Genomic DNA, 16,220 nt, shown 5'->3' with positions numbered 1-16,220 from the left:
ATTTCTTTTAAGAACTAATTTTTGTTTTTTACTTCATCTTTTCAAGCAGTCAGATTCATTATTTTTCCGCTTTGCTTTTCATTCCGAGGTATTTTTGCCAACTGGTTATATCGAGTCAAATATACACTTTTATAGGTTAATATTTCCGGATAAAGATACTTTTTAATAATTAATATAAGAGTAGTAAAACAATTTAAATTTATAATTATCAATCAAAAAATTAGTACAAACTGCTTTACCTTGCTTAATCAACCCTTGTCAATAGTCAGGCCTTACTTTTCTAATCCTTCCTCCTGCCCTTCGATTTAAATTTAGTATTATAAATATCTTAATTATTTTACTTCATTCCAATATTATTATAGTCAAACCAATCCGTAAAAACCGCGTAAACAAAGCCTTTAATCTTATAAAGTTTAAAAAAACGATAAGCACAAGTCGAGTTGAATTTGTTCGTCTTGGCAGAAACAGTTTTATAAACCATCTACTCTATAGTATAATGAGCAAGCCGATTGGAAACCCTAATGATGAACATAAATCAATAAACCCAAAATGATATAATGAAGCTGTACCCCAAAAGTCAACTGTTTTAATTGTTTATTCAGCCTATAGCTTAACACGTGTTTTCCTTAAATACTATTAAAAATTATAAGATGAAAACAAATCTATATTACAGGTGAATCATAGTTTAAGCCAAAGGTGAGCTTCATTAAAAAAATGACTATTTTTAATTTTTAATAAAAAGAAAAATTTTAACAATGAGAGAGGCAAAAAACCAACTTATTTGCGATCCGCATACGGGGGTCTGTTCCATACAATCAGATGAAAAATCTTACCCCACTCCTATCCTTCCGCTTAAAGCGGATAAAAAAATCAAGGTGATCTATTTTACAGATCCTATTTGTTCGAGCTGCTGGGGCATAGAACCTCAATTGCGTAAATTAAAATTAACCTATCCTCACCTAATCAATATCAATTATAAAATGGGCGGATTGTTACCCAATTGGAACTATAATGCGGGAGAAATTAGCGGTCCGGTCGATGTTGCCAAGCATTGGGATGAAGCAAGCCTTCACTATCAAATGCCAATAGATGGTGATGTATGGCTAGAGCAACCTTTAAACTCATCTTACCCTCCTTCTATTGCTTTCAAAGCTGCACAAGCCATAGATCCAGATAAGGCAATTGCCTTCTTGCGCTATTTAAGGGAAGCAGTATTTCTAAAAAAACAAAATATAACATTAGAGAAAACTTGGCACCAAGCTGCACAAAAAGCAAATTTAGATGAGCTTAAATTAAAAGCCTTAATTCATTCCGGTCAAGCCGAAAAAGCATTTCAAGAAGATTTGACCTTGGCACAACAATTGGGTATTCGCGGATTCCCTAGTTTGCTCTTCCTCAACCAACAGCAGCAACAAAAAATGATTTATGGGGCACAAGATTTTACTGTTCTTGAAAATAGCATTAAAACTTTAGTTCCTCAAGCTAAAGCACAAAATTACCCCAAAGATCTGGCAAGTTTAAGCGCAATATTCAACTCGCTTTGCCCTAAAGAATATGCAGTTTTGGCCAACATTAGTTTAGCCCAAGCTCAGGACGAACTAGACCAGGCTTATCAACAAGAAAAGATGCATCGCTATATTACAAAAAATGGCAATTGGTATGCTAAAAAATAAGCCGCACTACAGCTATAAAAAAAAGCTGCTTTCATCACAAAAGCAGCTTTTTTTTTTGAAGATTTTAATCTTTAAACTATATCAAACAAAGTGCCTTCGCATAATCTAGATTTGGGTAAAGCAGCGTTAAAATCGTCTTGTGCTCGGTATCCTAATCCAACCATAACCAAAGCCGTATAACCTTGCTCACGTAAACCAAACTCCTCGTCTAAGGCCTTCATATCTATTCCTTCCATAGGCACGGCGTCTATCCCTAAACTGGCGGCTCCCAATAAAAAGCTACCTAAATTGAGATACACTTGTTTTTCCATCCAATGCTGAGCATCCTTTAAGTCAAACCGGTGAATATCGGTAAATAGTTTTTTGGCGCCTAAGTTTTGAGCTTTTAAATCGCTATTGGCAAATCGGCCATCGGTATCTTCTTTTTCAGTCACTTGCTCTAAGTACCCGTGATCAATATCGGTTTTAGCACAGAATAAAATCACATGCGAAGCTTGCTTCACCTTGGCAGCATTAAAACTAAAAAACCCTGCAGTACCTTTAGCCATACGCTCCTTCCCGGCATCGGTCTTGGCGATAACAAAATGCCAGGGCTGCGAATTGATAGACGAAGCACTCATACGCAGTAAATTCTTTAACTGCTCTTCATCTTCGGCACTTATCTTTTTATTTTCATCGAATGATTTGGTGGTGTAACGCCAATTTAACAGGGCTTCTAAACTCATTTCTTTTTGCATAACAATTTTTTATCTTTACTATAATTTTTATAGTTGCAAAACTAAATATAGTCAACTACATTTGCAATACCGGGCAAAAAGTATAGTATGGAACACGAAAAAAATCAACAGTTACAGGATTTTGTTTATCAGGGTAAATCATACCCCTGCTGCACTAGTTTAACCATGGGCCTTATTGGAGGAAAATGGAAAACCGTAATTCTTTACCATTTACTACAAGGCCCTTTACGTTATAGCGAATTGCGCCAACAAATGCCACAGGTAACTGAGCGTACATTAAGCTTACAGCTTAAAGCCCTAGAAAAAGACCAATTAATCAAACGTAAAGTATACCACCAAAAGCCACCTTTAAAAGTGAGCTACAGCTTAACCGATTTAGGAAAAACACTTGAACCCCTCATTTTGCAGCTGGCCCAATGGGGTGAGTTGGTCATGCAAAACCAAATCTCAATGGCTCAAGCCCAAACAGAGAAATAAATTACTTATACCGCCTATATTTTAAAATTTAAAAAATACGTTAAATCACCTATGATTTAAGTTAACATGGATTGTATTTTAAGTAGGCTTCGCCAGTTTCGGGCGGTGCATTTACTGCCCAATTGTTTTTCTAAAAATTGAAGATTCAATTTAGAGCGATGCGAGACGCCGTCGTAGCGGATGTAAAGGGCACGATTACCACACCCCAACCGATCAGGTGCAAATTTTTCTTTAAACGGATTTAAAAGCGCTTGTAGCGGAACAGATTTTTGAACAAAACACACGTGCAATTGCTTGTGATCAAAATCCTCACCCTTAAAAGGATTTTCGGCCACGACTTGATTCCACATAGCGGCATCACGCACAATCACCGGTATATCAAATGGGTAGTGAGCGGCTAGACTGGCACTTAAGTCTTGCTCAATTTGAGCGTTAGAGGCATCGGACTGAAATAGCAAATTTCCGCTTTGCAAGTAGGTTTTAATGTTAAAATATCCTAAATCTAAAGCAATTTGCTTTAAATCTAACATACGCACCGGGCGGTGACCTCCCACATTGATACCGCGCAACAGCGCAATCTTTTTATCTTCTACCCTACTCATAGCAAGTTCAAATTTTTAAAATTCTTTATTTTCTTCGGTAACTAGCCTCGGCAAAGAGCTGATAGGCTTCTTTTATTTTGATATAATCTTTCACTACCCAAGTGTCATCCTCTGGCTGGTAGCGGTAATGGCTTTTCCCCTGTTCTCCGCCTTTTTCTTTCCAATAAACTAAAAGTTCGTTTTCATGCAAATGCCCAGTGAGTTCTAATTGCTTGCCTCTACTATCAAACCACTGTCCGTTTATTTTACCCGAATCATCCCACTGGTAAAACGCCTGAGCTGCCATGCCGTTTTCAACCTCATTCATTTTATTTTCAAATGCTAAACTATAGAATTTACCTTCCCAATGCTTTTTCCATTTCATCTTAAAAACTGCTGGTCTTCCCATGAGTTTTCCAGTTCCCTGCCATTCTGTATCGCAAAGCGCATCTAACCATAGCTTTTCAGATTGGTTTTGAGCTTGAGCCGATAGTCCTAAAGTGAGTACCAATAGTATGCTCAAGGTGTAGGTGCATTTCCACATAATTATAGTTTTCAACAAGCATTTGGCTAGCAAAATACAACTTTTAGTCAAAATGGCTTTGCTAAATTTTGGTTTAATTAAAGCTATAATCAGCATAAAACCTCATAATAATTCTATTATTTGGAATGTGTCTACTTAATTTTCCAAAAAACAAAATGCTAGGCGTAGTTCGATTAATTTTTTGATGCTTTCCCTTGCAAATACACCCCATTTGAACCTGAATTACAAAAGCAAAAATAAATGCAACAAAAGATGATTTTGACTGCCAAGCATAAATGTGACATAAGCTATCCTGCGGAAAATGCAGTAAACGCTTAATTTGAATACAAGTCTACCGGCCAATGCAGCATGTCAAAATTGTCATTTTGACAGGATATGATAATTTTTTGTCAGCCATTATAAATAGTAACCGCAAGAAAGAATCATATTAGTAAAAAAAAAGTTGAAAATTAAATTAGCATAGTAATAAGGTATGCAATTTGTTTTAGTATTTACACTTATTGTTTAATCTAAAATTTTGTGATTATGAGTCAGTTAATTCATGTACCAGAAAACGGAAGTTTAGTTTCTAAGCAATCAAAATCTAACTTCCCTACCTTATCCTCTTGGATCAATGAGCTATTTGATCGTGATTTAAATCAATTGTGGTCTACTTCAAATGAGGCTCAATCATTTATTCCTCAAGTAAATATTAAGGAAACCGCAGATGCTTATACAGTAGAGATGGCCGCTCCCGGCTTAAAAAAATCTGATTTCGAGATTGATATTGAACATCAAGTGCTTAGCATTTCGGCTAATCAAGAAAAGAAAAAAGAAGAGGATAACGAAAAATACACGCGTAAAGAATTCGCCTACACCTCTTTTAAACGCAGCTTTAATCTACCCGAAACCATAGCCGAGGATAAAATTAAAGCACAATACAGCGAAGGTATTTTATCTATTGTGCTGCCCAAGAAAGATGAGGCGAAACAGCAACCTCCACGACGTATAAAAATTAGCTAAACCTTAGCCAGGTTAGCCTTGTGCAGACGCAATAACTTGTAAAATCTTAAAGTTGTTAAAAATGTTCAGAAAGTTTAAACCAGGTGATTGGGTACGCATTAAGGGAGAAGAAACGAGTCCGCAAATGAAGGTGTTAAAATATGTTCCTAAAAAGCTACCCTTTTCTCAAAAAAGCTATGCTGATACCTTGGTAGAATGCGTTTGGTACAACCAAGCTAAACGACACCTAGGTGTTTTTAACCAAAATCAATTAATCAAAATTTTAAACGGTGGGGGACTATTTAAAGCATAGTCCCCTGCTGTATTAAACTAAGACGTTATGAAAATACAAAATTTATTGCTTGTGTTATTACTGGGAGCCTTCCAGTTGACCCAAGCACAAGAGCACAATAAAAAGCTAGAAAGCCAGCATAACCATCAGCCAATTCAAGGTACATGGCAGGTAGAAAAAGAATACGATTCTTCTGGTAAGCTTATTCGTTACGATAGTTTATACACCTACTCTACAACCTCGGTAGATGAGTTACCTAGGGCCCTAGATAGCCTCTTAAAAAGTTGGGAAGCTAATTTTAAACACGATATACCCGCTACAAATTCGCTTTTTAAGTGGTTTACTGCCGATACAACCTTTTTAAACTCAAGTCGCCCAGAGGCATGGTTGCAGTCAACTCCAGAGGTTTTCCCAGAGGCTTTCAAGGCACTACAATTATGGATGCAACAACAGCGACGCCTGCTTTTACAAGAATCAGATGAACCAGAAAAAGCCCCTCATAGTACTATCTAGCTAATTGCAACAGATTAATATTGCTTCGGCTAAACAACAAATGCTATAAATTAAGTAGATTTATACTTTAGCGATAGTTCCTCGTTTGCCTCAGTCTCAGGCCACCTAAGAATGGGCAACGCATACATTTTTCATAAAAGTTATGCTTACCGCCTGTTCTTTCAATTGCCTAGCCGACTTGCATCGGCTATCGTAAAAGATCAAGAGTATACAGCTTCAAGCCTAAACCTATAAAAAAGGTCTAGGCAACACCTTTAACTTGTGGTTTTATTTTTTCGCTTAAAGCGGAATTTTTGTCAGAATTCCAATCCGCTTTAGCCAAATAGCATATCAAACGCAGGACCTACTTTGCCTAAACTCTCAACCTAATGGTTCATAACTGAGCAGTGCCTTCTAACTAATCGTTTACAATAAAGGCATGAATCACCCCTGGCAACCAACCAATCAAGGTTAAGACTAAATTCAAGAAAAAAGTGCCGCTTAAGCCATGTTTTAAAAATACGGCTAATGGCGGAAGTAAAATATTTAAAATAATGGTTAATAAAGACATAATCGTTTCTATTTAGTATAAAGGATTAGTAATTTTCACCAAATTATAAAAAGAATAAAGCATAATACGTTAAAATTTAGCCTATTAAGATTATATTAGCATTTTCTAATGAGGATAAATTTGAAATTTCAAAAGAGCTTCGACATCAAATGTCGTTCTCTTGCACTAGTTTTACGCCTATGAGTAAATACATTATATCCCGGCGCATACAATATATTATGCAATTTATTCGAGACCGTCACTATCCTAGCAAAGAGACTATTTTAGAATACTTGGCGCAGCGCGATTTCGAAATTTCGGCGCGTACCTTAGAACGCGACTTTGAAAAGATTAAAACAGATTTTGGCCTAGAACTTTGTTATAACAACCATCAACAGGGGTACTATATAGATACCGAAAAAAGTGTTAAAGCCGATTCTTTTTTTAAATTTCTCGAATTGCTTAATTTGGGTGACGTTTTTAGAGATGGCTTGCAAAACCATCACGAACTGTTGGATTATGTAGTTTTTGATGATTCGAGCCAACTTAAAAACATCGAGAATCTAGCGCCTATATTGCAAGCTTTTAAACTCGATTGCGATCTGCATTTTACCTACAAAAAATTCAGCCAAGAACAGTCGAGTCAAAAACACATCAGACCCTTATTGCTTAAAGAATACCTTAACCGTTGGTACCTCATCGGGGTTCCTCAGGGTAAAAACCAAGTGCGCACCTATGGGGTAGAACGTATGCAAAACCCACGTGTGGGTAAGTTAAGCACTACCCCGAGAAGCCAATATCAAGATCAATTGCAAAAGTATGATCGGGTGGTTGGGTTGTTTGCCACCGATGAGCAACCTCAAGAAATAAAACTCAAGGTAACCAATAAGCACGCTCAATATCTTGCCAGTTTGCCGCTTCATCATTCCCAACGTATTCTACCGGCAACAGAATTGGGTTACCAATTTGTTAACCTAACACTGGTGCCCACGCATGAGTTAGATGGTCAAATACTAAAAATGAGTATGTACACAGAGGTCATTGCCCCCAAAAGCTACCGCCAACATATACAGAACGAAATTGAAAAAATCTATAAAAAATACCAGGATCAATGAAACTTTTATATCTCCACGGACTCGAAAGTAAATTAAGCGCGCCTAAACGTGCTTTTTTAGAAAAATATGCAGAAGTAATTGCTCCTAGCATCGATTACCGTGAAAATGCAACCGTAATTAACCACTTGTACCACCAATATCGTGATCAAAATATAGATCTTGTAGTAGGTAGCAGTATGGGCGGTTTTGTAGCCTATCATTTAAGTGCAATGCTTAATAGGCCCGGCCTATTATTTAATCCGGCCTTGGTAAGAAGAAGTCTAAATCAAGAAATTCCGCAAGAAATCCCAAAGCACGAATCCTTATTACATTTTACTTTAGGTGCCGCCGATACTGTAGTGTCGGCTCAAGAAAGTTTACAATTCATCGCTCAAAAACTTCCTAATAAGACCTATTTTAGACTGCAGCTTATAGCCGACTTAGCTCATCGTATCCCATTAAAAGTATTTCAAAATTCTGTTCATCATTTCTTTACGGATTTGCGTTTTACTCCCAAAAAGCATTTGTTTTTAGATGATATACGCGACCCGCAACATGTTTATCCCGCGCCGCTTTGTAAAGATTTTGCCGTGGTACGTAGTGTTGAAGCTTTTAAGCAACACCTGCTTCGGTTTGGTTTACCCGAATTTATCAGTTTTGATAACGATTTAGGCCTAGCCGATAACGGCCAAGTGGCTCCCGATGGCTATGCCGCGGCCAAATGGTTGGTTTATGAATCGGGTATAGACCTAAGCGAATTACAGTTTGCAGTACACTCGGCTAACCCCATTGCTGCCGAACAAATTCAGGGCTTACTAGACAATTATTTAACTTTTATCAAAAACAAGCAAAAATTATAAATTATTGCTAAATAACAACACATAAGTATTAATTTATTATTAATAAGTATAGGGTGAACTCCTTTTCTGGTTAACTTTCAACAAATAAAAATCAAAAAAGATAATCCTATGAAAAGCTGGTTCGCCACCGATATTAAAACCCTAATCGCCATCGGCATTAGCACTTTAGTAATTTATTTGGTCGTAATTGCCTTCACAAGAATTTTTGGTAAACGCAGCTTTTCTAAAATGTCGGGTTTTGATTTTGCTATGACCATCGCCGTGGGTTCGATTATTGCCTCTACGCTACTCTCCCAATCGGTAAGTTTACTCGAAGGTGTTTTTGGATGTTTCTTTATTTTCCTTTTTCAATTTCTTATCGCACAACTACGGCGCTACCAATCCGTGCAAACGGCTATAGACAATACGCCGTTATTGTTGATGGATAAGCAAAAAATTTTAGATAACAACTTAAAAAAAGCAAGAGTAACCAAAAGTGACTTACGCGCCAAATTAAGAGAGGCGAACGTTTGCCGGCTGAGCCAAGTTCGGGCGGTTGTTTTTGAAACTACTGGCGATATTTCTGTATTGCATACCAATCAAAAGGATTTAGAATTAGAAGATTGGTTACTTAAAGATGTCAAAAATCAATAAATATGTATTATCCTAAAGCTTATCAAAAAAAAGACAAATCCTACATTTTTGACTTTATAAAAGCTTATCCTTTCTCCAGTATGGTTATTCAAGGCGAAGAATTACTGGCCACCCACATTCCCATTATGCTAGAAGGTAATGCCGACGAATTCAAGCTAATAGGGCATATTGCCAAAAGCAATCCGCAGTTTGAATATTTAAAATCGGGCACAGAGGCTCTATTTATTTTTCAAGGTCCACAAGCCTATGTCTCTTCTTCTTGGTACCCGCATAAAGACATCAGTACTTGGGATTATAGTGCAGTTCACATCAACGCTAAACTTATTCCTCGTAGTCAAAGGCAGCTTGAAAAAGATTTAAAAATACTGGTAAACCATTTTGAAAGTCGACAGGAAAACCCTTTGTACTATCAAGATTTACCAAGGAATTTAATCGAAGAACATTTGCCATTGATTTTAGGCTTTCAAGCTATTCCGCTTAAAATACAGGCGATAGCTAAATACCATCAAAAACAATCGCAAGAGACTCAGATAGAGGTCTGTAAACATCTTTCAAAAAAGAAAAACACAAAGGAAGTAGCCGAAGCCATTAGCAATGAAAACCGATTAAAATAAACGATTATGCAGGATTTTATCAGTAAAAATAAAGGACCCATAAGTGGCGGCTTAGTTGCTTTTATCTTTATTGGCTTGGCGGTATTTGTACTAGGAAACCTATCGGGCTACGAGGCTAAGCAGCTGTTGAATACCTCGATGTCTGGTATTAATATGTTGTGCAATACCATTATTTTAGCATCAGCAACTATTTTGGCTTTATTGCTTACCCTTCTTGGTATAAGTACGGGTACTAAATCGCGCTTAAAGAATCAACATTATGTGCAAGTTTTAAATATTGCTAAGTTGGTAACGGTATTGTTTGTGGTCACTCTAATTGTTTTTCAGTTGTTCAATATCCCCATAACCGAAGCAGAAAATTTACCAACGGCTTGGTTTAGCTATATTTATTGGATTAGTTTGTTTTTTTCTTCGTTGCTAAGCGGTACCTTAATCACGGTAATCCTTCTCTTGTATAAAACCGTAACCAACATCATTAAAATTGTTGGATTAGGAAAAGATCATTACTTATTATCAGATGAAGAACAAGAAGATATTGAAAATACGAATGAGGATGCTTAAGCTATAGAATTACTACTCTTTGTGAGCCGACTTCTTTTTATCTATTTTTCTATTCAACAAGCCAAAAACAAGATTTACCAATACCACCATACAGGTAAAAACTCCTAATACCGCATACAAGCCAAGTCCTGCTAAACATCCTGCAGCCGCACTGCACCAAATGGTAGCGGCTGTAGCCAATCCTGCTACTTTATCCTCTCCATTTTTAGGCAAAATAACACCAGCACCTAGAAATCCTACGCCAACAATAATTTGTCCCAGGACCCGGGTAAGATCGGTGCCAGAGAAATCGGCAAATACCAAAGAGGCCATTATAAAAACATTAGCGCCTAATGCCACTAAAACATTGGTCTTTAAGCCTGCATGTTTCCCCTTTAACTGACGTTCTAAGCCCATTAAAAAGCCAGCTAAAATAGCCGCTAAGCCATTTTTTAAAAATAGTAGCACATCTAATTCTAATTCTATAGGCATAGGCATTCTAATTTAAAAACTTATTTTAAAAACCAAACAGATTCTTCATCTGTTCCCAAAGCGATTTATTAGCATGAGTATCCTCGCCTTTAGCATGTGTTTCTCCTTCGTACTTTTCTTGCAAATTATCTTCATTTACCGCATGTTTTTCATCTTGTTCCATCATCATTTCGTTTTAAATTGATTACTAAATTATAGGATAGCAAGACAAAATCACCGGTATTTTAGAATTCCTTAAGAGCTGTTTAACTAGAATTTAATAGCCTTAATTACTACTATATCAGCAATTTAATTGAAATTGTTGATCTCTAACGTTTAACCTTTAATCCACAAATGCTATGAATTGGCTAACTGTTCTAGGATTGGTTGCCGGTGTGTGTACCACCTCAGCGATAATACCCCAATTATATAAAGCATGGCGAAGTAAAAAAGTAGCCGATCTCTCTCCTAAGATGTTTTTTATTTTAACAATGGGAGTAGGTTTATGGACCGTTTATGGTGTATTACGTGATGACCTTGCTATTATACTCACCAATGGAATTTCGTTCTCCCTCAACGCTACTATGCTGGTATTGTATTTTCGATACAAAACTAAGAATTAAAACATGAGTTTGTTAAACTAGTTTAAGCTTTGTTTAAATATCTGTTAATCCGTTAACTAAAGAATGATGAAATGGGTAATTTTAGAAAAAAAGCTTATGAAACCGACGAACCAAACCGACCAAAATTCAAATAAAATCTATGAAAAAGCTTTCCGTAGGTTTATAGTAGACAAAAATCACCCTTGTATAATGGCGCATAGTGTTCATCAAACTCAAGGTTTGTTTCTTAGAAGTTATCCAGATTTCGATACACAGAGCACCGCACGCCAATTGGTGACCGATATAAAAGAATACATCCAACAATACGATTTTGGTGATAATAAATTTGCTAGTTTTATTGCGGTTTTTCCAGAAGTTAGTTTTAAAGACGAAAAATCTTTTGAGCAAGCGCTTTGGCAATTGCTCAACCAAATACACCAAGTTGATAATGCCAATTGGGATTCAAGCGTTTCTGCAGATCCGGCGAGTAACAACTTTAGTTTCAGTATTGCCGGTAGGGCATTTTATATAGTTGGAATGCACACGCGTAGTTCAAGAAAGGCCAGACAGGCACCCTATGTGAGTATTGCTTTTAACCTGCACGCTCAATTTGAAAAACTGCGCGAAATGGGAAGTTATGAAGTGGTCAAAAAACGAATTCGGAAAAGAGATAAGGCATTACAGGGGTCAATCAACCCGGTCTTAGCCGATTTTGGTGATGCTAGCGAAGCGCGTCAATACAGCGGTAGAAAAACAGAAAAAAATTGGAAATGTCCTTTCCATAAAGCTTAAATAAAAATTTAGACCAAATGACAAAAAAAATACCTGAACAGTCGGGAACAGCTTTTCAATTGAAAAAAGGAGAATATTTAAAAGTGATCGACCCCAAAGGCCAGCAAGTAAGCGATATGGTACTTTTTAATGCAAATGACCCGCGCGAAAAATTATCATCTGGTAAGAGTCTAGACTTTGAAGAAAATATATTCTTAACTACAGGCAATCAACTGTGGTCCAATCGAAGTCAGCCGATGATGAAAATAGTAGAAGACACCAATGGACGTAACGATTTCTTGTTGGCGCCCTGTAGTCCAGAAACCTTTGAGATTATGTATGAATATGAGGGCTACCACCCCAGCTGTTTTGAAAATCTTTATACCAACTTAGCGCCATTTGGCATAGAGCCTGATCAAATTCCGAACGCTTTTAATATCTTTATGAATGTTCAAGTGAAAGAAGATGGGAAAATAAGCGTGGAACCCCCATTAAGTAAGGCGGGAGATTATATTCTCTTTGAAGCGCAAATGGACTTGATTGTGGGGCTGACAGCCTGCTCTGCCGAAGACAGCAATGGAGGTACTTTTAAACCCATACATTTTGAAATTATAACGGCATAAAAATCCAATGCATTAAAATTAAAGTGATGCAATCCGTTTAACGGTATTCAGGATTATCAAAATTCCAGCGTTTGCCTTCATCCCAAGCTTTTTTATTGTTGCCATAGTTGCTGTATCCGCCTTGAGCTTGAATCATTTGCGCTAGATGTAATAAATTATAGGTCATAAACGTAGTATTGCGCTGGGTAAAATCGCTATCAAAACCAGCAGGCTGATTGAGGCTTTGGTCCTGCCACTCGGTATCGCCATAACTTGGGCCGGGTCCCACTTCGCCAATCCAACCCGCATCGGCTTGGGGCGGAATGCTGTACCCTATATGTTGTAAAGCATACAATATATCACGCGCACAATGTTTTAAACCGTCTTCATTGCCGGTAACCAGGCAGCCACCTACTTTGTTGTAATAAATATATTGCCCGCGATCATTGGTCTGACCACTTAACGCATACAAGCGTTCGATTAATTTTTGAGCTACCGATGATTTTTCACCTAACCAAATAGGAGTACCAATTACCAAAATATCGGCGGCAAGTATTTGTTCTTTTATTTGTGGCCACTCGTCTTGTTCCCAACCGTGTTCGGTCATATCGGGATAAACTCCTGGCGGTACTTGATGGTCTACCAAGCGTATATAGCGCAGCTGTACACCTTCTTTTGTCATAATATCCATAGATTGACGCATCAAGGTTTCGGTATGGCTGGCTAGAGGCGATTTCTTTAAGGTGCAATTGATAAAAATGGCTTTTAGCTTGGTAAAATCCGGGAATTTTTGAGCAGACTGCATAAGTTTATATTTAAAAAGATGAACAAATAATAACGCCTACATATCTATGCAAGGCTTTAAAGTCTTAAATATAAGCATTTTAAATGAGCATATTCACCAAAATTCAGTCTATAAACGATTTATTCATTTGGTTTTAGTAGTTGGTTTTTTATTTAAATAGGCCTTCATAAAATAACCGAAAAGCAATCCGCCCAACGTCCAGATTACAACACCCACCCCTAAGCTAACTGCTGTTATTTTTTGGTCGGTAAAATAAGGATACAACACACTCATAAAAACAAACATAAACGCACCCCAAGTCAAACCCGTCTTTACCCAATTCTGGCTTTTAAATTTTTGAGAGACCTGCTCTAAATTTAAATTTTCATAACGCGCAGGTTGTTGTGCCAACCATTTGGCTTTTAAGCGCTTTTTAAATCCGCCCCAGAGCGGGAAACTAATAGCTAAAATCAAAAAGGTAAATACATTCATTAGGCAAGGAATGATTTGCTGACAATTAGGACAGTATAAGCCAAACCAGTTTTTGAATAGGGTAGCATTCGGGGCCGCCCAAGTGCGGGAATCATGTAGGCTGTGGCAATGCGGACAAGGAACATAAGAACGCTCTACCAGTGGCTTGTCTTGGGTTTTGTCTACCAAACTGACTTTGGGTACGCGCTGCCCTAAAATCAACTCATTGATCACAAGTCCAGGATTGATACACCAATGCAGCATCGACCAATGTTTCCATGTGTAAACCTTATAACGCTCTTTGTCAAAATTCATAGATTGATATTCTTTAGTACTCATTTTAGCTATAGTACTTAAATTATTGTTGGTTAAATTTCACTTTTTATTTTCGGATTAATCGCTTGTAAAGTGGCTACGAAGGCTTTGGCTTGCTTAGGCGATACAATCAACTCATCGTAGCGGTTATAACACACCGCCAAGCGTTTAAAAGATGGCGCTGGTGCCGATAATATGCTTTTGGTGGGTTTTACTAAAGTAATTTGCGCAATGGGTATAGCGGGGTAACGTATCAAACCGCTGCGCACCTGCAAGCTATCGCCTACTATTGTATACCGCGTAAACAAAAACAAATGCAATATAAAAGCTTCTAGTAAAAGCGTAAATATCAATAAGACCCAAAACCAATCTTCCCAAGCTTCGGTGAGTAATGGCGCGATACAAGTAAGTATTGATAATACTACTAAGGCTAGCAACCCATAAGAAACTTTGGCATGAAAAACCTGCTGCATATTAAACACAATTAAAGCTTAAAAATACAAGTTTTTTTAAACTTCTCATCATTCCAATTTAAAATGCATCCACACCGGCAGGTGGTCAGATACTGTTCTGGCTTGTTCTAAACGATCACAACTGCCTACCCAATCGATGCTAGCCGCTTTAATTTTTTGTATGCCCGAAGGGAAAAACATATTATCAATCGCATGATTTCGGTAAACCCCATCTTGGCATTTGCGTTTTAGCGTAGTCGGATTTTTATTCAGGGCCGCATTAAAACCCTTTTTATAAAACGGATTCCATACCGTATGCCGCTCGGTCAGATTAAAATCCCCCGCCAGTATTAAGGCTTGTGTGTTTAATCGCTCGCTATAATCACCCATAGTTTTGATTTCTCGTTCGGGCTGGTCGTTGTATTTACGAGCGTGAAAATTGATTACATAAAATGCTTTCGCCGATATCTTATCTTCAAATTGCCCGATAAAGGGTTCGCGATAAACCCGATCTTGTAAAGTTTGGTCTAAGTAGGCTTTTCGCTTTAAGCGGACACGATGGGTTTTCCATAAAAAAGCATAGCGTTCGCTGATGTAAGGCGACGGACTCTTTGTAGGCAAACTCACCTGATAATCCCATTTTGCTCCGGTTCTGTTGAGTTCATCGGCTAAGCGAGCTACCGCTTGAGCACCCGCCGGATCTTTGGCCACCACCTCCTGCACGGCAACCACATCGGCGTGGCGTAAGACCGCCGCCATTTGGGCAATCTCTGCGTCTGACTTTGATCGACCTAGATTTTGAATGTTCCAAGTGATGATCTGTAATTCCTCTTTCTTGTTTGGGTAAGCTTTCAAATCGGCTAGGCTTATGCTTTGCGCAGATGCCAATACAGGAGTCGGCTGCTGAGCAAAAGCCTTGCAGCCTAGACTGAGGCTAAGGAATATAAATAGGAAGAGAGGCAAAAAAGAACGCATAATGTTTATGGTTAAATGGCAAAAGTATTTTAAAACATGGTATATACCCAAGTCGCAATGATTCCCGAATAGCCTGGCGAGGCTATTCGCAGTAACTCCCTAACCTCTTGTACTGCTAAATTAAACGGCGGCGCGAGCAAATCTACTCCGCTGCCCTTTTTTAAACGAATACCCTGTCCCGAAATAATATCTCGGTTCGGTTCAAATCTACCTTCAGGAAGATGTTCGGTAATTATCACATACTTATAAGCCGATAGTTTTTTGCAGATGGCGAGTATTTCGGCATTCGAGAGGTGTTGCAAAACCTGCCGCAACAAAACGCAATCCGCAGCCGGCAGCTCATCTTTGGCAAGGTCTAAACAATGAAAACTTAAGTTAGCCTGCTTAAACTGCTTTTGGTTGTAGGCAATTAAATTGGGTACAATATCTATGGCCTGGTAGTATTTGGCGTGAGGCAACAATTTTTTCCCGATATTAAAATCGCCACAACCCCAATCGCCAACCACTGGCGCTTCGGGTAGTTGCTTTAAAAAATCTTGCACCGCCGAGATATAAGGTTGTACCACCGCTGGATGATGCGAGCCCAATCCCGAATAAAACTGCTCCTGCTCCCCACCCCACAGGTTTTGTTCATATACCTGCGCCATCGCATCTTTGGTAGGCCAAGGTTTTTTGTTGGGGTTTTTGGGCATATTTTTTTTAATCATTC

24 protein-coding genes are annotated in these 16,220 nt (G+C 38.0%); 13 read left to right on the top strand and 11 right to left on the bottom strand.

Annotated elements, in window-relative coordinates:
* The first annotated feature begins 755 nt into the window (after nt 1–755).
* Complete coding sequence (locus tag ACFSQ0_RS00450) at nt 756–1,673, top strand: DsbA family protein (protein ID WP_379042579.1); 918 nt, start codon at nt 756–758, stop codon at nt 1,671–1,673.
* Nucleotides 1,674–1,744: 71 nt separating this feature from the next.
* On the opposite strand, the gene nfsB is transcribed toward ACFSQ0_RS00450, so the two are convergent.
* On the bottom strand, nt 1,745–2,410 hold the full coding sequence (gene nfsB, locus ACFSQ0_RS00445; protein WP_379042576.1) for an oxygen-insensitive NAD(P)H nitroreductase: 666 nt from the start codon (nt 2,408–2,410) through the stop codon (nt 1,745–1,747).
* Nucleotides 2,411–2,497: 87 nt separating this feature from the next.
* On the opposite strand from nfsB, the gene ACFSQ0_RS00440 reads away from it, so the two are divergent.
* On the top strand, nt 2,498–2,887 hold the full coding sequence (locus ACFSQ0_RS00440) for a winged helix-turn-helix transcriptional regulator (RefSeq protein WP_379042573.1): 390 nt from the start codon (nt 2,498–2,500) through the stop codon (nt 2,885–2,887).
* A 56-nt stretch (nt 2,888–2,943) separates the two neighbouring features.
* Here ACFSQ0_RS00440 and ACFSQ0_RS00435 read toward each other — a convergent pair whose 3' ends face one another.
* Both ACFSQ0_RS00435 and ACFSQ0_RS00430 read right to left on the bottom strand, forming a co-directional pair.
* Complete coding sequence (locus ACFSQ0_RS00435; RefSeq protein WP_379042570.1) at nt 2,944–3,489, bottom strand: DUF1697 domain-containing protein; 546 nt, start codon at nt 3,487–3,489, stop codon at nt 2,944–2,946.
* Between the two features lie 25 nt (nt 3,490–3,514).
* Nucleotides 3,515–4,012, bottom strand: a complete 498-nt coding sequence (locus ACFSQ0_RS00430) for a hypothetical protein (RefSeq protein WP_379042567.1) — start codon at nt 4,010–4,012, stop codon at nt 3,515–3,517.
* 525 nt (nt 4,013–4,537) lie between these two features.
* Between ACFSQ0_RS00430 and ACFSQ0_RS00425 the strand changes: the two genes are divergently transcribed.
* From ACFSQ0_RS00425 to ACFSQ0_RS00415, 3 genes are all read left to right on the top strand, one after another.
* Nucleotides 4,538–5,014: an Hsp20/alpha crystallin family protein gene (locus ACFSQ0_RS00425; RefSeq protein WP_379042565.1), complete on the top strand. Its 477-nt coding sequence runs from the start codon at nt 4,538–4,540 to the stop codon at nt 5,012–5,014.
* Nucleotides 5,015–5,075: 61 nt separating this feature from the next.
* Nucleotides 5,076–5,306, top strand: coding sequence for a hypothetical protein (locus ACFSQ0_RS00420; RefSeq protein ID WP_379042563.1), 231 nt, complete (start codon nt 5,076–5,078; stop codon nt 5,304–5,306).
* Nucleotides 5,307–5,333: 27 nt separating this feature from the next.
* The gene (locus ACFSQ0_RS00415) at nt 5,334–5,798 is read left to right on the top strand and encodes a hypothetical protein (RefSeq protein WP_379042560.1); all 465 of its coding nucleotides are present in this window, start codon (nt 5,334–5,336) and stop codon (nt 5,796–5,798) included.
* Between the two features lie 397 nt (nt 5,799–6,195).
* Here the strand turns inward: ACFSQ0_RS00415 and ACFSQ0_RS00410 are convergent, their stop codons facing one another.
* Nucleotides 6,196–6,348 carry a YqaE/Pmp3 family membrane protein gene (locus ACFSQ0_RS00410; RefSeq protein ID WP_147861234.1) on the bottom strand — a complete coding sequence of 51 codons (153 nt, stop codon included), beginning with the start codon at nt 6,346–6,348 and terminating at the stop codon, nt 6,196–6,198.
* A gap of 179 nt (nt 6,349–6,527) precedes the next feature.
* Here ACFSQ0_RS00410 and ACFSQ0_RS00405 point away from each other — a divergent pair, with 179 nt between their 5' ends.
* The 5 genes from ACFSQ0_RS00405 to ACFSQ0_RS00385 all read left to right on the top strand — a co-directional run bounded on the left by ACFSQ0_RS00405 (nt 6,528) and on the right by ACFSQ0_RS00385 (nt 10,089).
* Nucleotides 6,528–7,442 carry a helix-turn-helix transcriptional regulator gene (locus ACFSQ0_RS00405; RefSeq protein ID WP_379042557.1) on the top strand — a complete coding sequence of 305 codons (915 nt, stop codon included), beginning with the start codon at nt 6,528–6,530 and terminating at the stop codon, nt 7,440–7,442.
* Complete coding sequence (locus ACFSQ0_RS00400) at nt 7,439–8,281, top strand: YqiA/YcfP family alpha/beta fold hydrolase (RefSeq protein ID WP_379042554.1); 843 nt, start codon at nt 7,439–7,441, stop codon at nt 8,279–8,281. Before ACFSQ0_RS00405 ends, ACFSQ0_RS00400 begins: the two co-directional genes overlap by 4 nt.
* 108 nt (nt 8,282–8,389) lie before the next feature.
* Complete coding sequence (locus ACFSQ0_RS00395; RefSeq protein ID WP_379042551.1) at nt 8,390–8,914, top strand: DUF421 domain-containing protein; 525 nt, start codon at nt 8,390–8,392, stop codon at nt 8,912–8,914.
* Nucleotides 8,915–8,916: 2 nt separating this feature from the next.
* Nucleotides 8,917–9,528, top strand: a complete 612-nt coding sequence (locus ACFSQ0_RS00390; protein WP_379042548.1) for an FMN-binding negative transcriptional regulator — start codon at nt 8,917–8,919, stop codon at nt 9,526–9,528.
* A 6-nt stretch (nt 9,529–9,534) separates the two neighbouring features.
* Nucleotides 9,535–10,089, top strand: coding sequence for a hypothetical protein (locus tag ACFSQ0_RS00385; RefSeq protein ID WP_379042545.1), 555 nt, complete (start codon nt 9,535–9,537; stop codon nt 10,087–10,089).
* A gap of 12 nt (nt 10,090–10,101) precedes the next feature.
* On the opposite strand, the gene ACFSQ0_RS00380 is transcribed toward ACFSQ0_RS00385, so the two are convergent.
* Together ACFSQ0_RS00380 and ACFSQ0_RS00375 are read right to left on the bottom strand one after the other, a co-directional pair.
* Nucleotides 10,102–10,560 (bottom strand): MgtC/SapB family protein, encoded by a 459-nt coding sequence (locus ACFSQ0_RS00380; protein WP_379042542.1) that lies wholly within the window; start codon nt 10,558–10,560, stop codon nt 10,102–10,104.
* Nucleotides 10,561–10,585: 25 nt separating this feature from the next.
* Nucleotides 10,586–10,729, bottom strand: coding sequence for a hypothetical protein (locus ACFSQ0_RS00375; RefSeq protein WP_379042539.1), 144 nt, complete (start codon nt 10,727–10,729; stop codon nt 10,586–10,588).
* Between the two features lie 169 nt (nt 10,730–10,898).
* On the opposite strand from ACFSQ0_RS00375, the gene ACFSQ0_RS00370 reads away from it, so the two are divergent.
* From ACFSQ0_RS00370 to ACFSQ0_RS00360, 3 genes are all read left to right on the top strand, one after another.
* The gene (locus tag ACFSQ0_RS00370; RefSeq protein ID WP_379042536.1) at nt 10,899–11,162 is read left to right on the top strand and encodes a SemiSWEET family sugar transporter; all 264 of its coding nucleotides are present in this window, start codon (nt 10,899–10,901) and stop codon (nt 11,160–11,162) included.
* A 96-nt stretch (nt 11,163–11,258) separates the two neighbouring features.
* Nucleotides 11,259–11,933: a guanitoxin biosynthesis heme-dependent pre-guanitoxin N-hydroxylase GntA gene (gene gntA / locus ACFSQ0_RS00365; RefSeq protein ID WP_379042533.1), complete on the top strand. Its 675-nt coding sequence runs from the start codon at nt 11,259–11,261 to the stop codon at nt 11,931–11,933.
* Between the two features lie 17 nt (nt 11,934–11,950).
* Nucleotides 11,951–12,535, top strand: coding sequence for a DUF1989 domain-containing protein (locus ACFSQ0_RS00360; RefSeq protein WP_379042530.1), 585 nt, complete (start codon nt 11,951–11,953; stop codon nt 12,533–12,535).
* A 37-nt stretch (nt 12,536–12,572) separates the two neighbouring features.
* Here the strand turns inward: ACFSQ0_RS00360 and ACFSQ0_RS00355 are convergent, their stop codons facing one another.
* The 5 genes from ACFSQ0_RS00355 to ACFSQ0_RS00335 form a co-directional block, all read right to left on the bottom strand.
* Nucleotides 12,573–13,319, bottom strand: a complete 747-nt coding sequence (locus ACFSQ0_RS00355; protein WP_379042527.1) for a flavodoxin family protein — start codon at nt 13,317–13,319, stop codon at nt 12,573–12,575.
* A gap of 123 nt (nt 13,320–13,442) precedes the next feature.
* Entirely contained in the window at nt 13,443–14,108 is a 666-nt protein-coding gene (locus tag ACFSQ0_RS00350) for a hypothetical protein (RefSeq protein ID WP_379042524.1), read from the bottom strand.
* A gap of 29 nt (nt 14,109–14,137) precedes the next feature.
* Nucleotides 14,138–14,557 (bottom strand): PH domain-containing protein, encoded by a 420-nt coding sequence (locus tag ACFSQ0_RS00345; protein ID WP_379042521.1) that lies wholly within the window; start codon nt 14,555–14,557, stop codon nt 14,138–14,140.
* A gap of 48 nt (nt 14,558–14,605) precedes the next feature.
* On the bottom strand, nt 14,606–15,511 hold the full coding sequence (locus ACFSQ0_RS00340) for an endonuclease/exonuclease/phosphatase family protein (protein ID WP_379042518.1): 906 nt from the start codon (nt 15,509–15,511) through the stop codon (nt 14,606–14,608).
* Between the two features lie 29 nt (nt 15,512–15,540).
* Nucleotides 15,541–16,218, bottom strand: coding sequence for a methyltransferase domain-containing protein (locus ACFSQ0_RS00335; protein WP_379042515.1), 678 nt, complete (start codon nt 16,216–16,218; stop codon nt 15,541–15,543).
* Between the last annotated feature and the right edge of the window lie 2 nt (nt 16,219–16,220).

It is taken from the genome of Mesonia sediminis (genome assembly GCF_042684705.1).
GTDB lineage: Bacteria > Bacteroidota > Bacteroidia > Flavobacteriales > Flavobacteriaceae > Mesonia > Mesonia sediminis.
This window is presented reverse-complemented; position numbering and strand designations above follow the sequence as displayed.